At 59.5% G+C, this 17606-nt stretch carries 14 protein-coding genes; 9 read left to right on the top strand and 5 right to left on the bottom strand.

Translation table 11 applies throughout. From position 1 onward, the window contains the following. Nucleotides 1-95 precede the first annotated feature (95 nt). The gene (locus HKD21_RS04185) at nt 96-965 is read left to right on the top strand and encodes an ATP-binding protein (RefSeq protein WP_194254344.1); all 870 of its coding nucleotides are present in this window, start codon (nt 96-98) and stop codon (nt 963-965) included. Nucleotides 966-1028: 63 nt separating this feature from the next. Here HKD21_RS04185 and HKD21_RS04180 read toward each other — a convergent pair whose 3' ends face one another. Beyond that, complete coding sequence (locus HKD21_RS04180) at nt 1029-3248, bottom strand: TonB-dependent receptor (protein WP_407646524.1); 2220 nt, start codon at nt 3246-3248, stop codon at nt 1029-1031. 484 nt (nt 3249-3732) lie between these two features. On the opposite strand from HKD21_RS04180, the gene HKD21_RS04175 reads away from it, so the two are divergent. Beyond that, entirely contained in the window at nt 3733-4902 is a 1170-nt protein-coding gene (locus tag HKD21_RS04175) for a Rieske 2Fe-2S domain-containing protein (RefSeq protein WP_194254342.1), read from the top strand. A gap of 1 nt (nt 4903) precedes the next feature. Then, on the top strand, nt 4904-5908 hold the full coding sequence (locus HKD21_RS04170) for a bifunctional GNAT family N-acetyltransferase/(deoxy)nucleoside triphosphate pyrophosphohydrolase (protein WP_194254341.1): 1005 nt from the start codon (nt 4904-4906) through the stop codon (nt 5906-5908). A 1-nt stretch (nt 5909) separates the two neighbouring features. Here the strand turns inward: HKD21_RS04170 and HKD21_RS04165 are convergent, their stop codons facing one another. After that, nucleotides 5910-6803 (bottom strand): SMP-30/gluconolactonase/LRE family protein, encoded by an 894-nt coding sequence (locus tag HKD21_RS04165; RefSeq protein WP_194254340.1) that lies wholly within the window; start codon nt 6801-6803, stop codon nt 5910-5912. 99 nt (nt 6804-6902) lie between these two features. Between HKD21_RS04165 and HKD21_RS04160 the strand changes: the two genes are divergently transcribed. Then, complete coding sequence (locus HKD21_RS04160; protein WP_194254339.1) at nt 6903-7673, top strand: competence/damage-inducible protein A; 771 nt, start codon at nt 6903-6905, stop codon at nt 7671-7673. A gap of 45 nt (nt 7674-7718) precedes the next feature. Here the strand turns inward: HKD21_RS04160 and HKD21_RS04155 are convergent, their stop codons facing one another. The 3 genes from HKD21_RS04155 to HKD21_RS04145 form a co-directional block, all read right to left on the bottom strand. Beyond that, nucleotides 7719-8693 carry an acetyl-CoA carboxylase carboxyltransferase subunit alpha gene (locus HKD21_RS04155; RefSeq protein WP_194254338.1) on the bottom strand — a complete coding sequence of 325 codons (975 nt, stop codon included), beginning with the start codon at nt 8691-8693 and terminating at the stop codon, nt 7719-7721. Between the two features lie 62 nt (nt 8694-8755). Beyond that, the gene (locus tag HKD21_RS04150) at nt 8756-9679 is read right to left on the bottom strand and encodes a tyrosine recombinase (protein WP_194254337.1); all 924 of its coding nucleotides are present in this window, start codon (nt 9677-9679) and stop codon (nt 8756-8758) included. 10 nt (nt 9680-9689) lie between these two features. Continuing rightward, nucleotides 9690-10112, bottom strand: a complete 423-nt coding sequence (locus HKD21_RS04145; RefSeq protein ID WP_194254336.1) for a hypothetical protein — start codon at nt 10110-10112, stop codon at nt 9690-9692. 59 nt (nt 10113-10171) lie between these two features. Here HKD21_RS04145 and aroB point away from each other — a divergent pair, with 59 nt between their 5' ends. The 5 genes from aroB (at nt 10172) to HKD21_RS04120 (ending at nt 17576) form a co-directional block, all read left to right on the top strand. After that, nucleotides 10172-11863 carry a 3-dehydroquinate synthase gene (gene aroB, locus HKD21_RS04140; protein WP_194254335.1) on the top strand — a complete coding sequence of 564 codons (1692 nt, stop codon included), beginning with the start codon at nt 10172-10174 and terminating at the stop codon, nt 11861-11863. A gap of 316 nt (nt 11864-12179) precedes the next feature. After that, nucleotides 12180-13319, top strand: coding sequence for an OmpA family protein (locus HKD21_RS04135; protein ID WP_194254334.1), 1140 nt, complete (start codon nt 12180-12182; stop codon nt 13317-13319). Between the two features lie 170 nt (nt 13320-13489). After that, a complete protein-coding gene (locus HKD21_RS04130; RefSeq protein ID WP_194254333.1) occupies nt 13490-14053 on the top strand; it encodes a GtrA family protein in 564 nt (187 codons plus the stop codon). Nucleotides 14054-14135: 82 nt separating this feature from the next. Then, nucleotides 14136-16775 (top strand): alanine--tRNA ligase, encoded by a 2640-nt coding sequence (gene alaS / locus HKD21_RS04125; RefSeq protein ID WP_194254332.1) that lies wholly within the window; start codon nt 14136-14138, stop codon nt 16773-16775. Nucleotides 16776-16892: 117 nt separating this feature from the next. Continuing rightward, complete coding sequence (locus tag HKD21_RS04120; protein WP_194254477.1) at nt 16893-17576, top strand: carbonic anhydrase; 684 nt, start codon at nt 16893-16895, stop codon at nt 17574-17576. Nucleotides 17577-17606 lie beyond the last annotated feature (30 nt).

The following is a 17606-nucleotide window of genomic DNA, read 5'->3' as shown; positions in this document are numbered from 1 at the left end:
GAAGCTGGCGGGGACCATATCGTCCGGAGGCTGCCCGTCAAGCGTGGCGCCGATGTCTTTTGATCTCAACTCCTTTCAGCCCGGAACCGTTTTCCATGACCGACCACGCCCTGCTCAGCGCTCTCGAACGTATTGCCGCCAGTCTGGAGCGTATGAGCCCGCCCCCGCCAAGTGCGGATATCCTGCACAAACACGATGCCTTTCTGTGGCAGGCCGCATTGGGTGTTCTGACGCCGGTAGAGAAGGTTTCGGGCGTGCCGCTATCGCTGTTGCAGGGCGTGAAACGGCAAATGGATCAGGTAATGGCCAATACACGGCATTTTGCCGAAGGATTCAGCGCCAACAATGTCATGCTGTGGGGCGCGCGCGGGATGGGGAAGTCCTCATTGGTGAAAGCGTCCGTCGCGGCTGTGAACGAGGAGCAGCGGGCGAAGAGCGGCGGGACGCTGGCCCTGATCGAGATCCAGCGCGATGAACTTTCTTCCCTGCCGAAACTGCTGGCTGTTCTGCGCACCACCAGACGCCGCTGCATCCTGTTTTGCGATGACCTGTCCTTCGAGAGCCAGGATGCGGATTACAAATCTCTCAAATCCGTGCTTGACGGCGGCATTGGCGGTCGGCCCGAGAACGTTCTGATCTATGCGACGTCGAACCGGCGACATCTGATGCCGCGGGACATGATCGAAAACGAGACCGGAAGCGCGATCAACCCATCCGAGGCAATCGAGGAGAAAGTCTCGCTTTCGGACCGGTTCGGCCTTTGGATCGGGCTGTATGGTGCCACGCAGGATGATTATCTGACGATCGTGGAGGCTTATGCGGCTTACTACAAGCTGCCGGTTCCGCGCGATGAACTCCGCCGTAAAGCACTGCAATGGGCCATGGCACGCGGCAGCCGGTCCGGCCGCGTGGCCTCGCAGTTCATCAGCGACCTGGCTGCGGAATTGGGGATTCCGCAGCAGTGAAAACGGATCCACCCCGTCATAAAAAAGGCGGGGATTAAACCCCGCCTTTTTTATGATCCAAACTTAGAACGAAGCGCTGACGGTGCCGAAGAATTCGCGGACGGGGCCGCGTTCCATGGACTGGTAGTCGCCCACCGCAGGGTTATCGTTCTCACCCATCATGGAGATGTATTTGGTGTTGAACAGATTATAGACGTTGAAGCTCGCCGTGACGTCCTTGAGAACGCTGAGCTTACCGAAACGGTACTGCGCACCGGCATTGGCCAGCCAGTATCCGCCAATCGACGTGTCGTTCATGAAGCTGTAGTAACGACGGCTGTAGTAGTTCGCATCGAAATGCGCCGTCATGCCCTTCCAGCTATAGGCGACGGAGGTCTTGTACATCCATGCCGGGTAATTGACGATATTCTTGCCCGCCAGCGCGTAATAGCCGCCGACCGTATCGACGTTCCGGTCGTAGGTGCCTTTGTTGTAGCTCAGGTTGTTGCTGATGCTCAGACCGTCGATGGGGGTGATGGTGATGTCACCATTCGCACCCGTCATGGAGATATGGCCGAAATCAATGACCTGCGAGACCGGATTAGTCAGGGAGCCCACGGCAGCGGCCAGAATCGGATGAATCAGGCTGGCGTGATAGACGGTCGCATTCACCTGAAGAAGTTTGGACGAATAGCGATAACCACCAAGATAGACCCAGGCCTTTGACGGTTCGAGAGACTTCTTCTGGGCCTGGAACGTCGCCTGATCCTGCACGGAATAGACCGAGTTCGCCACGCCATAGGCCGAGACCTCGTAGGCGCGCATATTTTCGGCCACGTCGACATAGATCTCGTGGTGACGGTTGATGTGCCAGTCCAGATTGACATGTGGCAGGAAGGCCTGAGACGCCGTAAGCGACCCGTTAGGCAACGCATCGGCGCCCGTCCAGTCGGAATTATTATACTGCGCACCGCCGGATGTGGTGGCAGTCATGGATTTGAAACCGGCATGCAACGTCAGACCTTCAGCCAGTTGGATGCTGTCCTGAAGGTGAAACTGCATGACGTTGGTGTTCCACTGGAAGTTATAACCCTGCAGATAGGCTGGGCCATAAACGTCATAAGGCCCGACAGCCTTGAGCGGTGCGCCCTGCCCCAGAATGGGCTGACGATAGTTGAAAACACCGGCTTTCTGGTTATTGTTTTCATACCAGACACCGCCCTCAATCGTATGACGGCCCCATTTGTAACGCAGGCTGGTATCGAAACCGTAACGCTCCTGACGGTTCTGCCAGACTTCTTCGGACAGCGGAGCGCCCCCCTCGACCTGATCGGCCGGATCGCTGTCGGTATAGCTATAATAGCCCGTCTGGCTGTGACCGTAGAGCGTGGTATTCCAGGTTAGATGGTCGGTGAGAGCAAGGTCGAAATGCAGCCCACCCATGTAATTGGTTTCGGCCTGGCCACCATCATACATGGCAATATTGGAGCCATCGATGCCGGGAACGCTGTTATAACCCGCCGGGTAAGGACGCGTGCCGTTGGCGATGCCGTAAGCCAGACCGTAATTTGGATAAAGATGTGGCGTGCGCCAACCGATATTCTTCAGAATACCGATGGACGTATCGGGATAGTTCCACTGGGCAAGGCTGGACCAGTTGAAGAAAGCGGACATGCGGCTGCGTTCGTTGATCGGCTGCACGAGCTTGGCATCGACCTGTTGCATGAACTGATCGCCGCTGCCCATCCACATGCCCTCGTCGGTTCGGGCATAGGAGGTGTAGAGCTTCGTGCCGGTCTGGTTCAGCTTTCCAGAATCCAGACGGACATAGGTACGGTAGGAGCCATAGCTGCCAAAAGACTGGCTCACTTTGCCGCCCCGTTTGTCATCGGGGTCCGAAGAACCGATCTGGATCGTCCCGCCCAGCGTGTTCATGGAAGGCAGTTCAACAGATCCTGCGCCCTGCGACATACGCATGGACTGGATGTCATCGGGAATGATGGCTGAGGCGAGGCTCATGCCGCTGACGGACTGGTAGGTCTGGTCGTTCAGGGGAACGCCATCAACCGTCACACCCATCTGGTTCATGAAGAAGCCGCGGACGTAAAGATTGGCGCCGAAGCTGTCGATACCGAACGGATCGGTGGAGGTGAAGCTTACGCCCGGCGTACGATCCAGCATCTTATAAGCGCTGGTTCCGGGGACGTACTGCCGCATGATGGCTTTGGAGACAGCCTGTTCGGCATCGCGCCCGGTCAGTTGCCGCCCCGTAACGGCGACGCTTTCGGTCGCGCGGGATTCCAGAGCCTCGGTCTTGCGACGGATGGGTTTGGGCCGATCCGCACCATTCCGTACAGGTGCAGCCGAAACGGCTTTCGGAGAAGCTTTCGAAGCATGATGTTTCGCCGGATGCGCGGACACCGAAACCGGCGAAGCATCATCGCCTGCCGGAAGAGGCTGATGCCCAGCCGCCAGAGCGGACTGGCGGACTGCAAACAGTGCGATTGAGGACAGCAGCAGGGATCTGGTTCGCACCGTGGACGAAACTCCGGAATCTGGGTTTTATAAACTTTGGGAAGCGGTGTCCTAAACGTGCCTGCACACCGCGAAAAGCGCCAGCATTGCTAGATGATGTTTCAATGACACGAAAAAGGTGGTTTTTGTGCCGCATGTTGCGGGAAAGACGCGCTCTGTGAGAGTGAATGATCGCTTCCTGTGGTGGGGCTTTGCCTGTTAGGTTTGTCTCCAGCAAGACGATGTCGCGGTTTCATCACGGATCAGGATACTCATGTCGCAGACGCTTTCTGTCTCTTCTGCTACCGAAAACTCTCCTTCGGACACGGACCGGGTAATCGACCCGAATATCGGCGAATATTCTCCTGTGGAGGATGTGGTTCGCAAGACAGGAGATCTACGGCGCGTCCTGTCCAACCCCGACTACTGGTATCCGGTGGCGTGGTCGCGTGAACTCAAGCGCGGCAAGACCATTGGCACGCGCTATGCCGGACAGCCGATCGCGCTTGTACGCCCGATGGACGGCAGCGTATTCGCGCTGGAAGACCGCTGCGCACATCGTCAGGTGCCACTGAGTCTGGGCAAAGTCAGCGGTGAAGCGGTTCAGTGCTGTTATCACGGCTGGGCCTACGGACGCTCCGGGCGCTGCATTGACGTCCCATATCTGGGCAAGGGCAAACTGCCAAACGGCGTGCGGACCTATCCGTGCCGCGAGGAAGGCGGGCTGATTTTCATTTTCCCGGGTGATCCTGCGAAAGCCGAAAGCACGCCATTCCCGCAGATGGGATCGGTCGGCAATCCCGAATACAAGACACGCCGCTTCGGCGAGACGGTCGCGTGCCATTACAGTTTCATGCATGAAAATCTGATGGATATGAACCATCAGTTCATGCACATGAAGCAGATGGGCCAGATGAAACCCCGCTTTCTGGGCGGCCGAGATGAGCCAACGCTGGTCGAGGCGCGCTACAGCTTTGCCCGGACCGGCGGCAAGCAGCCCTGGGGTGAGACGTTCATTTTCGGCGAGCGCCGGGATGCGAGCGAGAAATACGCCCATAAAGACGTCATGACGATCCGGACGGAATATCCGTACCAGACACTGCGCATTGCCACGGGTGATGAACCGCCGGTCATGGATCTGTGGATTGTCTATGTCCCTCAGGATGCGGAACAGAAGACTTGCCGCGTCTTCGGACTGCTCTCGATCCGCCGCCCCAAGGCGAAGCTGGTTCTGGACATCGCGTGGCCGTTCCTCATCGCGTTTACAGAGCGGATCTTCAAAGAAGACCGTGACATTGTGGAACTGGAACAGGCGGCGTGGAACGAGCAGGGTGGCGACCGCAACCAGGAAGTCTTCCCGGTCATCAACATGCTGCGCCGACTTCTGGCCCGATGTGGCGTTCCTGCCGACAAACCTACAGAGCAGCAGGCTTCACAATCCTGATATGACACCTGAACTCAAAGCAGGGTGCCTCGTTCTGCGCGCCCTGCAGCCGGATGATGCCCCGGCCGTCCATCGTCTGATCAATGACTGGAGCGTTGTGCGGATGCTCAGTCGCCTGCCCTTTCCTTACCCGCGCGATCTGGCAGAACAGTGGATCAATTCCACCCGCCATGACAGTGCGCAGGGCAGCGCCCATCATTTTGCCATTACCCGTGACGGATCGCTTCTGGGCGCGATCGGCCTCGTTCTGTCCGAGGACCGGCGGTCCGGCTCGCTGGGATACTGGATGGCTCCGAGCGCTTGGGGACAGGGACTGACCACTCAGGCGGCCCGGCGCGTGATCGAATGGGGACTGACAGTTCTACGTCTGGAGAAAATCACAGCGGACGCGGCGCAGGATAATGCCGCGTCTCTGGCCGTTCTGGGCAAGCTCGGTTTTACAAAAACAGGCATATCCAGTCGACGCTTCGTGTCACGCGGGCAGGATTGTCCGATCGATCTGCTCGAACTCCCCCGGACGACATTTCTTTCTGAAGTGCAAAAGCCAATTGAGGCTCCCGTGCAGCAGGCCGAAGTGACTCCTGTCGTTGTGGAGGCACCTAAGCCGCGGACACTGTTGGTAGTGGCAGCCGCACTTTTGGACACACAAGGACGAATTCTTCTTGCCAAAAGACCGGAAGGCAAACGTCTCGCGGGCCTATGGGAATTTCCCGGCGGCAAGGTCGAGCGCGAGGAAACGCCCGAGCAGGCATTGATCCGGGAAATGCGCGAGGAACTTGGCCTCGATCTGACCGGCTCCTGTCTGGCACCGTTCACGTTCGTCAGCGAAAATGCCGGGCCGTTTCATCTGCTGATGCCGCTTTATGTCGTGCGCCGCTGGCGGGGTGTCCCCACCCCGCGCGAAGGTCAGACCCTGGAATGGGTTCCAGCATCGGATCTGGGCCGCTATCCCATGCCAGATCCGGACCTGCCCCTGATCCCGCTTTTGCAGGAGCTTCTGGGCTAGGTCAGTCGTTCAGACGGAAAACCTGCTGGGGCGCCCCCGCAACATCCGTGCGGAACACGAACAGCGAACCGGCCTGCGGCTCCTTCGCCAGCGTTTCAGCATCCAGTCCCTTGCGGGCCGTTGTCACGAAAACGGTCTTCAGGTCCTCGCCCCCAAAGGCCACTTTGGTCACGTTTGTAACCGGCATGGGAATGGACGGCAGTGCCGTGCCATCCGGCCTGAAGCGCACCACGCGCGAACCACCCCACACGCCGCACCAGAGCGTGCCCTCGCTATCAGTCACGATCCCGTCGGGATATCCCTGTTCCAGCCGCGCAAAAACCCGCTCGTTCGCAAGTTCGCCATCGGGCTGGATATCGAAAGCATAAATCGTCTGTTCCGGGCTGTCGCAGACATAAAGCGTCTTTCCACATGGGGAGACGGCCGGACCATTGGAGACGGTATAGCCTTCATCATGATGGGTTATGTTCAAGCCGCTTCCTTCATGCACAACGCGATAGATCGAGCCGGAAGGCTGCTCCTCGCCATCATCCATGGTGCCGAACCAGAGGCGTCCCTGTGAATCGACACAGCCATCATTCAGGCGGTTACCGGGTTTTTCAGGTTCGACAAGTTTGTGATCGGAAAAAGTGCCATTCTTCGGATCGAAACGGCGCAGTCCGTCCGGCATACCGGCCAGAAACGTCCCATCTTCGACCGGCAGCAGAAAAGCCACGCGATCCGGCGCGCTCCAGCTTTCGTACGCGCCCGTTCCGGGTGTGAAGCGATGAATTTTCGCCTCTGGAATATCGACAAAATAAAGCGATTTCTCGCCGGAAATCCAGACCGGACCTTCCCCCAGTGTCGCACGCAGGTCCAGAAGGCATTCGGGCTGATGAAGCGGGCTGCTGGTCATGGTTCCTCCTGATGAAAACCAAAATTCGGGGTAGGTTTGTTCTCGACAACGCGGGACGACCCGTTACGTTCTGTGGCGAAGACTATCAGGAGCGGACACATGCTTCAAAAAACTGCCTGTTTTCTCGTCATCGGCAACGAGATCCTCTCGGGACGCACGCAGGACGCGAATACGCGCGTTCTGGCTCAGGCGCTCAATGCGCAGGGCATCCGGCTCATGGAAGTCCGGGTCATTCCCGACATTGCGGAACGGATCATTAGTACGGTTCGTGAATGCAGCGCGGCTTTCGATATCGTGTTTACGTCCGGCGGAATCGGGCCGACGCATGACGACATCACCGCCGAATGCGTGGCCACGGCCATGGGCGCCCCGCTGGTTCGTCATGAAGAAAGTTTCCGTCTGCTGGAAGCGGCGCTGGGGGCGGATCGCTTCAACGCAGCCCGGCAGCGCATGGCCTATCTGCCGGAAGGGTCAACACCCATCCTCAACACGGTGTCCGTGGCGCCCGGTTTCAGCATCGGTAATGTGCATGTGATGGCCGGGGTGCCGTCGATCTTTGCGTCCATGGTCGCATGGCTGGTCCCACAGATGGAAAAGGGTGCTCCCCTCGTTTCCGCAAGCTGGCATGCTGCGGGACTGAAAGAAGGTGATTTCGCCTCTGATCTGGCCACGTTGCAGGAAGGCTTTCCGACGATTGATCTCGGGTCCTATCCCTATCACCTGCCAGACGGCGCAAGTGGCGTGGCTCTCGTGGCCAAGGGCTATGACAGCGAGATCGTCGGGAAAGCCGCACAGGCGATCCATGATCTCATCATGGCGCATGGACGCGAGCCGCTGGCGGGCGAACCGCCGCACAGGCAGACAGTCTGAAAAAACAAAAGCCGCTGCGAAGGAGCAGCGGCTTTCAGGAACGCCTCACTGCAGAGGAGCGCGGGTCATGGACAGGAACTTGTCCCGACGCTTCTGGATCAACGCCGGGCCCGTAAGTCCCTTGAGGGATTCGAGTTCTTCGAAAATCGCATTCCCGATCGCCTTGACGGCCTCTTCCGGCGCACGCTGGGCGCCACCGATAGGCTCGGGAACGATCCGGTCGATCACGCCGAGGGACTGAAGGTCCTGCGCCGTCAGCTTGAGCGCTTCGGCTGCGGCTGGAGCCAGCTTCGGATCACGCCACAAGATGGAGGCCGCAGCTTCCGGCGAAATCACGGAATAGATCGAGTGTTCGAGCATCAGGATGCGATCACCCGCGCCGATCGCAATGGCACCGCCGGAGCCGCCCTCACCGATCACCGTCACGATCAGAGGTACCGGGGCTTTGAGGCACACATCGATCGACTTCGCGATGGCCTGAGCCTGTCCGCGCGCTTCAGCGTCGATTCCGGGCCATGCACCGGCAGTGTCGATAAAGCTCAGGACCGGCAGCCCGAAGCGTCCGGCCATTTCGATCAGGCGCTGTGCCTTACGGTAACCTTCAGGGCGGGCCATACCGAAATTGTGCTTCAGGCGCGTCTCTGTGTCGTGACCGCGCTCGGTCCCGACAACGACGACCGGCTCACCACGGAAACGGGCCAGACCACCAATCATGGCGTCATCGTCACCGAAGGCGCGGTCGCCGGACAACGGCGTATAGTCCGTCGTCAGCAGACGCACGTAATCCAGTGCCTTGGGGCGCTGGGCGTGACGGGCCACCTGCACTTTCTGCAGCGGCGTCAGCTTGGAATAGGTCGAGCGGAGCTGCTTGTCGGCCTTGTCGGACAGACGGGCAATCTCGTCATCGATATTGATGCCGCTGGTGCCTGAGGCCTTGCCCTGGCTGCCCATCTGGCGGAGTTCGTCGATTTTGGTCTCGAGTTCGGCGACCGACTTCTCGAAATCTAGGAATTGGCGCATGGCCGCCCGATAGCACGCCTGCGCGCCGGGAAACAGTCCCTGAGACAGGCGGAATGTTTCTCTCAGTCTTCCACGAGGTCTGACACGCCTTTACGGGCCAAGGGATGATGCGCGCTCACGGCCTGCCGCAGGCGCTCCGACATAACCTGCGTATAAATCTGGGTTGTGGCGATATCCGCGTGCCCCAGCAGCATCTGAAGCGCCCTCAGATCGGCACCATGCGCGAGAAGATGGCTGGCGAAAGAGTGTCTCAAAACATGCGGACTGACGCGATCGGGGTCCAGCCCGGCCTTGAGGGCGCAGGCGAGCAGAATCTTGTCGAATCCCTGTCGCGTAAGCGATTTTTGCGGATTGCGTCCGGGAAAAAGCCACGGACTGGCCAGATCCCTGTCGAAATGCACAAGCTGGTCGGCAGCCTCTCGCGCGCTCCGGGACAGAGGCACCAGACGTTCCCGCCCGCCCTTGCCGCGTACCAGCAGCATCGGGCCGCGCACATGCACACAAGTCGCAGGCAAAGCGAGCAGTTCGGAAATGCGTAGTCCAGTTGTGTAAAGCAGTTCCAACGCGGCACGGGAGACGATGTCCCGGCGTTCGTTTTCATGCCCTCGCGTGCCGGTGTCGAGCAGAAGGCGGATTTCCGCCTCGTCGAGCGGTCTGGGCAGGGAAGACGCGATCTTCGGAGCCTGCTGCCGCTCGGTCGGGTCATCCTCACGTACCGTTTCGAGCATCAGGAAACGATAGAATTGGCGCAGGCAGGACAACCGCCGCGCCGCCGTCCGTGCTGCGAGACCAGCTCGGGACAGTTCGGCCAGATAGGACTGAACGTCCCTCCCCTGCGCGTCGCAGAGGGCTACAGGTGCGCAGTGTGCCGCAAAATCGGCAAGATCGGAAGCATAAGCCTGCCGCGTTTTCAACGCCGCACCACGCTCTGCAGCCAGCATCTCAAGGAAAGCCTCGACATGTCTGCTGTCACCAGAGCGCAGCATGACGGACTGGTCAGTGCCCGGAAGCGGAAGCCGGTGCGACCGGAGCCGCAGGCACGGACTGGGTCGGGGCGGCCTTGGGAGCCGGCATCGTCGGCAGCGGAGTCGAAGGGGTCAGGGGCGCAGCGGTGGGGGGGGCAGCCGGAACTGCTGGAGTCGTGCCCGATGCAACGACAGGAGCCGCAGGCGTCTGGGCCGTCGTCTGGACGGCGTTCTGGGCTGTCGGTACGGGCGGCATGGCGGGGAGCTCGGCCTGCGGTGCAGCGGAACTCGCGAAGGCCGCGCCCGACAGGTCTTTGTGCACCATGGTCTGCTGTGGCGGAGTAGCAGTCATGCCGAGACGCAGGAACGCTCCACCAGCGCCCAGAACGAGAAGGACGGCGACAGCTCCGCCGATGAACGGCAGACGGAAAATGGAACGATCAATATTGGCCATGAAAAAGGTCTCGAAGTGAGGACAGGACGTGCCCCTTCTCCTATGATAGGTAGCAGAGCATGTCACGCCTGCCTTTCTCCCTTTCAGCCAAGCCGGAACCCTTTTTCTCATCCGACGGCGTACCGTCACGCACGGTCGTCCTTGTCGGGATGATGGGGGCTGGCAAAACCACCATCGGACGGCGCCTTGCCCAGATCTGCGGCCTGCCCTTCGTAGATGCCGACGTCGAAATTGAACGCGCGGCCGGATGTTCGATTCCCGAAATCTTCGCACGACATGGCGAAGCCGCATTCCGGGACGGGGAACGGCGCGTCATCCAGCGTCTTCTTGACGGGCCGCCCTGCATTCTTGCGACGGGTGGTGGGGCGTGGATGGATGCCCAGACCCGTCGGCTGGTCCGTCTCCATGCCGTCTCGATCTGGCTGCGCGCGCCCGTGCATGTGCTGATCAAACGGGTTGCGGGCCGCCCGGGGAGACCGCTTCTGGCTCAGGGACGCCCTGACGAAGTTCTGGAGCGCCTCGTCGGGCTACGCTATCCGGTTTACGCCGAAGCAGACATCATTATTGATTGTGGAGACGAGACCGTGGAACAGGGCGTGCATCGGGTACGGGAAGTTCTGGAGGAATATCGCAGGCCGGAGACGGTGCATGTTGCGCTCAGTCATCACAGCTATGACGTGGTGATCGGGCCCGATCTCATTTCCCGTGCCGGCGCCCTGCTCGCCCCGCATCTGCCTCAGAAACGCGTGGTCGTCATTACTGACGAGACCGTGGCGGAACTGCATCTGCCGCGCCTGCTGACATCTTTCGAGGAAACAGGCATTCGCGCAGATGTGATCTCGGTTCCGGGCGGCGAGGAAAGCAAATCCCTCGCCTGCTACGCCGACGTGATGAACCGGCTTCTGTCCACGGGTATCGAGCGCAAGACGACCATCGTCGCGCTGGGAGGCGGCGTGGTCGGGGATCTTGCAGGTTTCGTCGCAGCGACGGCCCTGCGCGGACTGCCTTTCGTGCAGATCCCCACAACATTGCTTTCACAGGTGGACAGCAGCGTCGGCGGCAAAACCGGGATCAATGCCGCATCAGGCAAGAACCTGATCGGGGCGTTCCATCAGCCTGTCGCGGTTCTGGCGGACACCTCCGCTCTAGCCACTCTTCCACGCCGTCAGCGTATCGCCGGGTATGCCGAGATCGTCAAATCCGGCCTGATTGCAGATCCGGACCTGTTCGCATGGTGCGAAAACTACGGCCAGAACGTGCTGGCGGGTGATCCCGCAGCACTTGCGGAAGCGGTCCGTCGCGCATGCGCTTTCAAAGCGGCCGTCGTGGCTGCTGATGAGAAGGAACAGGCCTCCGTCGGAGGACGCGCCCTGCTCAATCTCGGGCATACTTTCGGCCACGCTCTGGAAGCCGAACTAGAATATGACGGGCGTCTTCTGCATGGCGAAGCGGTTTCGATCGGCATTCATCTGGCCATGGCGCTCTCCGTGGAGATGGGTTACGCCCCCGCCGAAGACCTGAGTCGACTGGACCGGCATCTGCGCAGTCTGGGCATGCCCGTGAGCTTTGACTGGTTCAGGGACTCGTTCTCGGCGGAAATACTTCTGCACCACATGACTCGGGACAAGAAAATGCAGGATGGGAAGGTTGCATTCGTCCTGCTGCGTGGGATCGGAAAAGCCTTCTCCACACGCGAAATTCCAGCAGAAACAGTGCGTAACCTGCTTGTGCGCGAGGGTTGCCGTCCGTGATGAATGTTAAAATTTCGTCATACCTCGACTAAATACCTGTTTTGCCACCACTTTTGCATAGCTGCTTTCTGCGGGAAGCTCTGGCGTCTGCTGGAGCCATGAGCTAAGGCAGCGTAGACGCGAGGCGTAGATCGTGAAGCGGGCGAAACGGATTGTGGCTTTTATGTCACTCCCCTTCCCCGAGTAGAGCTGGAACCCCCTGAGTGGCTTTGTCGCCGGGAACTCTGAGTTCTATATGCGCTTATGCATCGCGCTGGGTCCGTTGGTGAAAGCATTTTCCAACGGCTCGAACGTTAGTCACTAAGAGGACGAAAACATGCGTCTCCGCACGGCACTCCTTGCCATGACGTCGATGGTCGCCGCACCGTCGCTTGCCATGGCCAGCACGATCACCGGTCCCTATGTCGACCTGGGTGGTGGGTACAATCTGGTCCAGAACCAGCACGGTCATTTCTCGCCGACGACACAGGCTGATGGCACGAGCAACAATGCTGGTTCCCGCTCGCAGTACCGTCACCACGACGGTTTCACCGGTTTCGGTGCGTTCGGCTGGGGCTTCGGCAACGGTCTGCGCGTTGAAGTCGAGGGTCTGTACAACTACTCTCAGCTCAACCACCGCAACCACACGGCAGCAACGGGTTCCACTCGTGGCTCCGATCAGGCTTACGGCGGCCTCGTCAATGTCCTGTATGACATCGATCTCGCCAATTTCGGCCTGAACGTTCCTGTCACGCCGTTCGTTGGTGTTGGCGCTGGCTACCTGTGGCAGCACTACAACCCGACCACGACTCAGTACGACAACGGCAATGTGACCCGCATGGGCGGAACACAGGGCAGCTTCGCGTACCAGGGTATCGTCGGTGCAGCTTACGACATCCCGAATGTTCCGGGCCTGGCCGTCACGACGGAATACCGTTTCATTGGCCAGACTTTCGCAGACGGTCCGTATCGCGCCACGTCCTACAACGCTTCCGGCGTTCACAAGGGCAACGTGAACTTCGACCAGCGCTTCTCGCACCAGTTCATCCTGGGCCTGCGCTATGCCTTCGACACGGCTCCCCCGCCGCCGCCGCCGGTTCCGGTCGTTGTTCCCCCCGCTCCGACCCCGGCTCGCACGTATCTCGTGTTCTTCGACTGGGACAAGTCTGACCTGACGGGCCGTGCTCGTGAGATCGTTGCCCAGGCAGCCCAGGCTTCCACGCACGTCCAGACGACGCGCATCGAAGTCAACGGCTACACGGATAACTCTGCTGCTCACCCGGGTCCGCGCGGCGTGAAGTACAACCTTGGCCTGTCCAACCGTCGCGCTTCCAGCGTGAAGGCTGAACTGATCCGTGACGGTGTCCCGGCTGCTGCCATCGACATCCACGGCTACGGCGAGTCCAATCCGCTGGTGCCGACTGGCCCGAACACCCGCGAGCCGCAGAACCGTCGCGTCGAAATCATCCTGAAGTAATTCAGACATGATCTGACGCCGGGGTTTTCGACTTCGGTTTCTGAGAAAGGCGTCCTTCGGGGCGCCTTTTTCTTTATGAAGCCATGCAGGCTGAAAACAGAACGCCCTTGCATGCTTCTTTCCCGGCACGCTAGAGCCACCCCATCCCGACATATCGGAGAAATGGTCCTTTGCGACGCAGCCGTATCTTTTATCCGCGCAGCCGCCCGGAAATCATTGACCAGTTCCTGCGATTTGGGATTGTCGGGGCGCTCGGATTTCTTGTGGACTGGGGAACGGTGTCCCTGCTGCGCCCGCCAATAGGACTAGTCGCAGCAACCCTGACGGCATACTTCGTCGCAGCCACCGGAAACTGGTGTCTCAACCGCTTCTGGACTTTCCGGCTATCCGCTGCCGACAACCAGCATATGATCCTGCAGTGGCTCCGATTCCTGCTGGCGAATTCGTTCGGCTTTCTTCTCAACCGCGGAATGGTTTTCCTGCTTTACGCTACGGTTCCACTGACTTTACATTTTCCAGCACTGGCACTGGCAGCGGGCGCGCTGTGTGGCATGGTCGCCAATTTCAATCTTTCGCGACGCCTCGTCTTCCGTGCCCAGACACCGGAAACTCCGCTGGAACTCGTCCAGATGGCTGTAGAAATCCCTGCCGCCGGACTCACGGCACCAGAACCCGAACCTGATCTGTCAGGCTTGGAAGATAGTACTCTCAGAGCGCATGACCGCAATGACTGAAGGCCGCATTTCCAAGGCTGCGACAATAGTCTAGGACAGGCAGACGATTTCCATGCTTTTCCGGAACTGACGCTCCCTTATCATGACCAGCACCAACGATATCAGATCGGCCTTTCTCGAATATTTCGGTGCACAGGGCCACCGCATCGTTCCTTCGGCATCTCTCGTGCCCCAGAACGACCCGACACTGCTGTTCACCAATGCTGGCATGGTGCCGTTCAAGAACGTCTTCACCGGTCAGGAAACCCGCCCATACTCTCGCGCAACTACGGCGCAGAAAGTCGTGCGTGCAGGCGGAAAGCACAACGATCTCGACAATGTCGGCTACACTGCGCGCCATCATACGTTTTTTGAGATGATGGGAAATTTCAGCTTTGGGGATTACTTCAAGCCCGAAGCCATTGAGTTCGCCTGGACGCTGCTGACCCGCGATTTTGGGCTTCCCAAGGACAAGCTGCTCGCCACCGTCTATGCGGAAGACGAAGACGCCGCGCAACTTTGGAAGAAGATCGCAGGTCTGTCCGATGACCGGATCATCCGCATTGGCACGTCCGACAACTTCTGGCGTATGGGCGATACGGGACCATGTGGTCCGTGTTCCGAGATTTTCTACGACCACGGGGATAGCGTTTTCGGTGGTCCGCCAGGCAGCCCCGATGAGGACGGCGACCGTTTCGTCGAGATCTGGAACCTCGTGTTCATGCAGTTTCTCGATCAGCCGGATGGTTCGCGCGATTCCCTGCCCCGCCCCTCGATCGATACGGGCATGGGACTGGAGCGTTTTGCCGCGATCATGCAGGGCAAGCGCGACAACTATGATACCGATACAATGCGTGCGCTTATCGAAGCCTCGGCTGATGTGATGCATCAGGACGCGGACGGCGCTTTCAAGTCGAGCCATCGCGTTGTCGCCGACCACCTGCGCTCTACCGCTTTCCTGATTGCCGATGGCGTACTGCCGTCCAAAGAAGGGCGTGGCTATGTGCTGCGTCGTATCATGCGTCGCGCCATGCGCCATTTGCACATGATGGGCGCGAAGAAACCTGTTTTCTATCGTCTGCTCCCAGCGCTGATCCAGCAAATGGGCGCGGCCTATCCCGAGTTGGTCCAGCATCAAGCGCTTATCGCACAGACCATGAAGGGCGAAGAAGAACGCTTCACGGCTCTTCTGGAGCGTGGTCTTACGCTGCTCTCTGACGAGTTGGACCGCCTGGAAGAGACTGAAGCCCTTCCCGGCGATGTCGCTTTCAAGCTTTATGACACGTTCGGATTCCCGCTCGATCTGACGCAGGATGCCCTGCGCGAAAAGGGTCGTACGGTTGACGAGAGCGGCTTCGAGACCGCCATGGCCGAACAGCGCAAGCGGGCTCGTGCAGCCTGGGTCGGATCGGGTGATACTGCTGCCGAGACGGTCTGGTTTGATGCACGCGACAAGCACGGTCCCAGCGAATTCCTCGGCTATGTTTCGGAAAAGGCCGATGCGGAAGTACAGGGCATCTTCCGTGGTAATGACGAACTGGCTTCAGCTTCCGCCAGCGATGATACGGTTGCGATTCTGCTGAACCAGACGCCGTTCTACGGAGAGAGCGGCGGACAGGTTGGCGATCATGGAACGCTGACAGCCGCTGGCCTTCGTGTCGAGATTACAGACACGCAAAAGCGCAACGGCGATCTGATCGTCCATTACGGCAAGGTTGTCGAAGGCACGCTGAAACCGGGCATGGCGGTTCATGCCGAGATTGATCACGGCCGCCGCACGGCGGTCCGCGGCCATCATTCCGCGACCCATCTGTTGCATGAAGCCCTGCGCCGTCAGGTCGGGACGCATGTCACGCAGAAAGGCAGCCTGAATGCACCGGAGCGTCTGCGTTTCGATATCAGCCAGCCACGCCCGCTGACAGATGAGGAACTTGCCGCAGTCGAAGCCGAGGTCAATGCCCGCATTCGCGAGAACGCTCCGGTCCAGACACGCCTGATGACGCAGGACGAAGCCGTTGCGGAAGGTGCAATGGCGCTCTTTGGCGAAAAATACGGCGACGAGGTTCGCGTGGTTTCGATGGGCAAGGGCGATGACGATCGTACGGCCTATTCCATCGAGCTTTGCGGTGGCACGCATGTGGGGCGCGTAGGCGAGATCGGTCCGTTCCGTATTGTCTCAGAGAGCGGTGTCTCGGCGGGCGTGCGTCGGATCGAAGCTGTTTGTGGTCTGGCTGCGGAAGCACTGTCCCTGGAAACAGAAAGCCGCCTGAAACAGATTGCGGATCTGCTCAAGGTTCCCGTCACCGACGCGGCTGCCCGTGTGGCGGCACTGCTCGAAGAGCGCAAGTCCCTGACGTCGCAGGTTTCCGATCTTCAGCGCAAACTGGCGACCGGCGAAGGCACGAGCGCGACCGAGAGCATCAACGGCATCACACTTTCGGCACGCGATCTCGGTGATGTCAGCCCCAAAGAACTCAAGGGGCTGGCAGAGAGCATTTCCCAGCAGATCGGGTCCGGCGTTGTAGCCTTGATGTCCAATGCGGATGGTCGTGGCAGTATTGTGATTGCCGTGACCAAGGACCTGACGGCCCGTCTGGATGCGGTCAAGCTGGTCCGTGAAGCATCTGCGCTGATGGGTGGCAAAGGTGGCGGCGGACGGCCAGATATGGCTCAGGCCGGTGGACCGGATGCCAATGCGGATGCGGTCTTTGCAATGCTGCGCACGACATTGGAAGCCGCATAAGCAATCGCATCATGGTATGTCAGGGCAGTGACAAAGCATGGGTTGACCGGAATCATGCTTTACCTGTCCTGATAAAGCCTTCTAACTGCCCGGTAGTTCAAGATGAAGGAGAACACCATGGCCTGTGGTCGTGATACTCTGGCGAAACTGCTGGGCGGCGTCCGGAAATTCGAAACGGACGTTTATCCCGAGAGTGCAGAACTGTTCGAGAGTCTGGCCTCCAGCCAGTCTCCGTCAACCCTGTTCATCACCTGCGCGGACAGCCGGATCAGCCCAAGTCTGATTACCCAGACAGAGCCGGGTGAGCTGTTCATCGTGCGCAATGTCGGCAATATCGTGCCGGCCTATGGCGAAATGCTGGGCGGTGTGTCGTCTGCGATCGAATATGCAGTTGGCGCGCTCAAGGTAAAGAACGTCATCATCTGCGGTCACTCCAACTGTGGCGCCATGGGCGCGCTGATGGATCTGAATTCCCCGAAGCTGGACAATCTGCCGACGGTCAAGAGCTGGATGCGCCACGGTGAAGCCGCTCGCGCAGCACTTGGCAACCTGAAGGCAGAGGATGCCGGCCCGGAAGACATCCGTTCGCTCGCCGAATACAACGTCATGCTCCAGCTTGTGCATCTTCGCACCCATCCTGCCGTTGTGCGGGCTATGGCACAGGGCGAACTGAAGCTTCAGGGCTGGTTCTACGACATTCCCAAGGGCGAGATCCTCATCATCGATGAGAGCACACGCAAGACACGCACCGTCGAGAGCGTTCTTGAGGAAATGCGTGTTACCGAAGGACAGGCCGCCTGAAACAGGCCACTACTTCCGTGCTGGCCGGTC

Origin of the sequence: Gluconobacter cerevisiae (assembly GCF_015244675.1) — a bacterium.
GTDB classification, from domain to species: domain Bacteria; phylum Pseudomonadota; class Alphaproteobacteria; order Acetobacterales; family Acetobacteraceae; genus Gluconobacter; species Gluconobacter cerevisiae.
Note: the sequence above shows the minus strand (reverse complement) of the source record. Positions and strands in the feature narration are given on the sequence as shown.

What these genes read in the sequence shown, in the direction of transcription:
- HKD21_RS04185 (WP_194254344.1), top strand. Translation starts at nt 96, where the DNA reads ATGACCGACCACGCCCTGCTCAGCGCTCTCGAACGTATTGCCGCCAGT.
- HKD21_RS04175 (WP_194254342.1), top strand. Translation starts at nt 3,733, where the DNA reads ATGTCGCAGACGCTTTCTGTCTCTTCTGCTACCGAAAACTCTCCTTCG.
- HKD21_RS04170 (WP_194254341.1), top strand. Translation starts at nt 4,904, where the DNA reads ATGACACCTGAACTCAAAGCAGGGTGCCTCGTTCTGCGCGCCCTGCAG.
- HKD21_RS04165 (WP_194254340.1), bottom strand. Translation starts at nt 6,803, where the DNA reads ATGACCAGCAGCCCGCTTCATCAGCCCGAATGCCTTCTGGACCTGCGT.
- HKD21_RS04160 (WP_194254339.1), top strand. Translation starts at nt 6,903, where the DNA reads ATGCTTCAAAAAACTGCCTGTTTTCTCGTCATCGGCAACGAGATCCTC.
- HKD21_RS04155 (WP_194254338.1), bottom strand. Translation starts at nt 8,693, where the DNA reads ATGCGCCAATTCCTAGATTTCGAGAAGTCGGTCGCCGAACTCGAGACC.
- HKD21_RS04150 (WP_194254337.1), bottom strand. Translation starts at nt 9,679, where the DNA reads ATGCTGCGCTCTGGTGACAGCAGACATGTCGAGGCTTTCCTTGAGATG.
- HKD21_RS04145 (WP_194254336.1), bottom strand. Translation starts at nt 10,112, where the DNA reads ATGGCCAATATTGATCGTTCCATTTTCCGTCTGCCGTTCATCGGCGGA.
- aroB (WP_194254335.1), top strand. Translation starts at nt 10,172, where the DNA reads ATGTCACGCCTGCCTTTCTCCCTTTCAGCCAAGCCGGAACCCTTTTTC.
- HKD21_RS04135 (WP_194254334.1), top strand. Translation starts at nt 12,180, where the DNA reads ATGCGTCTCCGCACGGCACTCCTTGCCATGACGTCGATGGTCGCCGCA.
- alaS (WP_194254332.1), top strand. Translation starts at nt 14,136, where the DNA reads ATGACCAGCACCAACGATATCAGATCGGCCTTTCTCGAATATTTCGGT.
- HKD21_RS04120 (WP_194254477.1), top strand. Translation starts at nt 16,893, where the DNA reads ATGGCCTGTGGTCGTGATACTCTGGCGAAACTGCTGGGCGGCGTCCGG.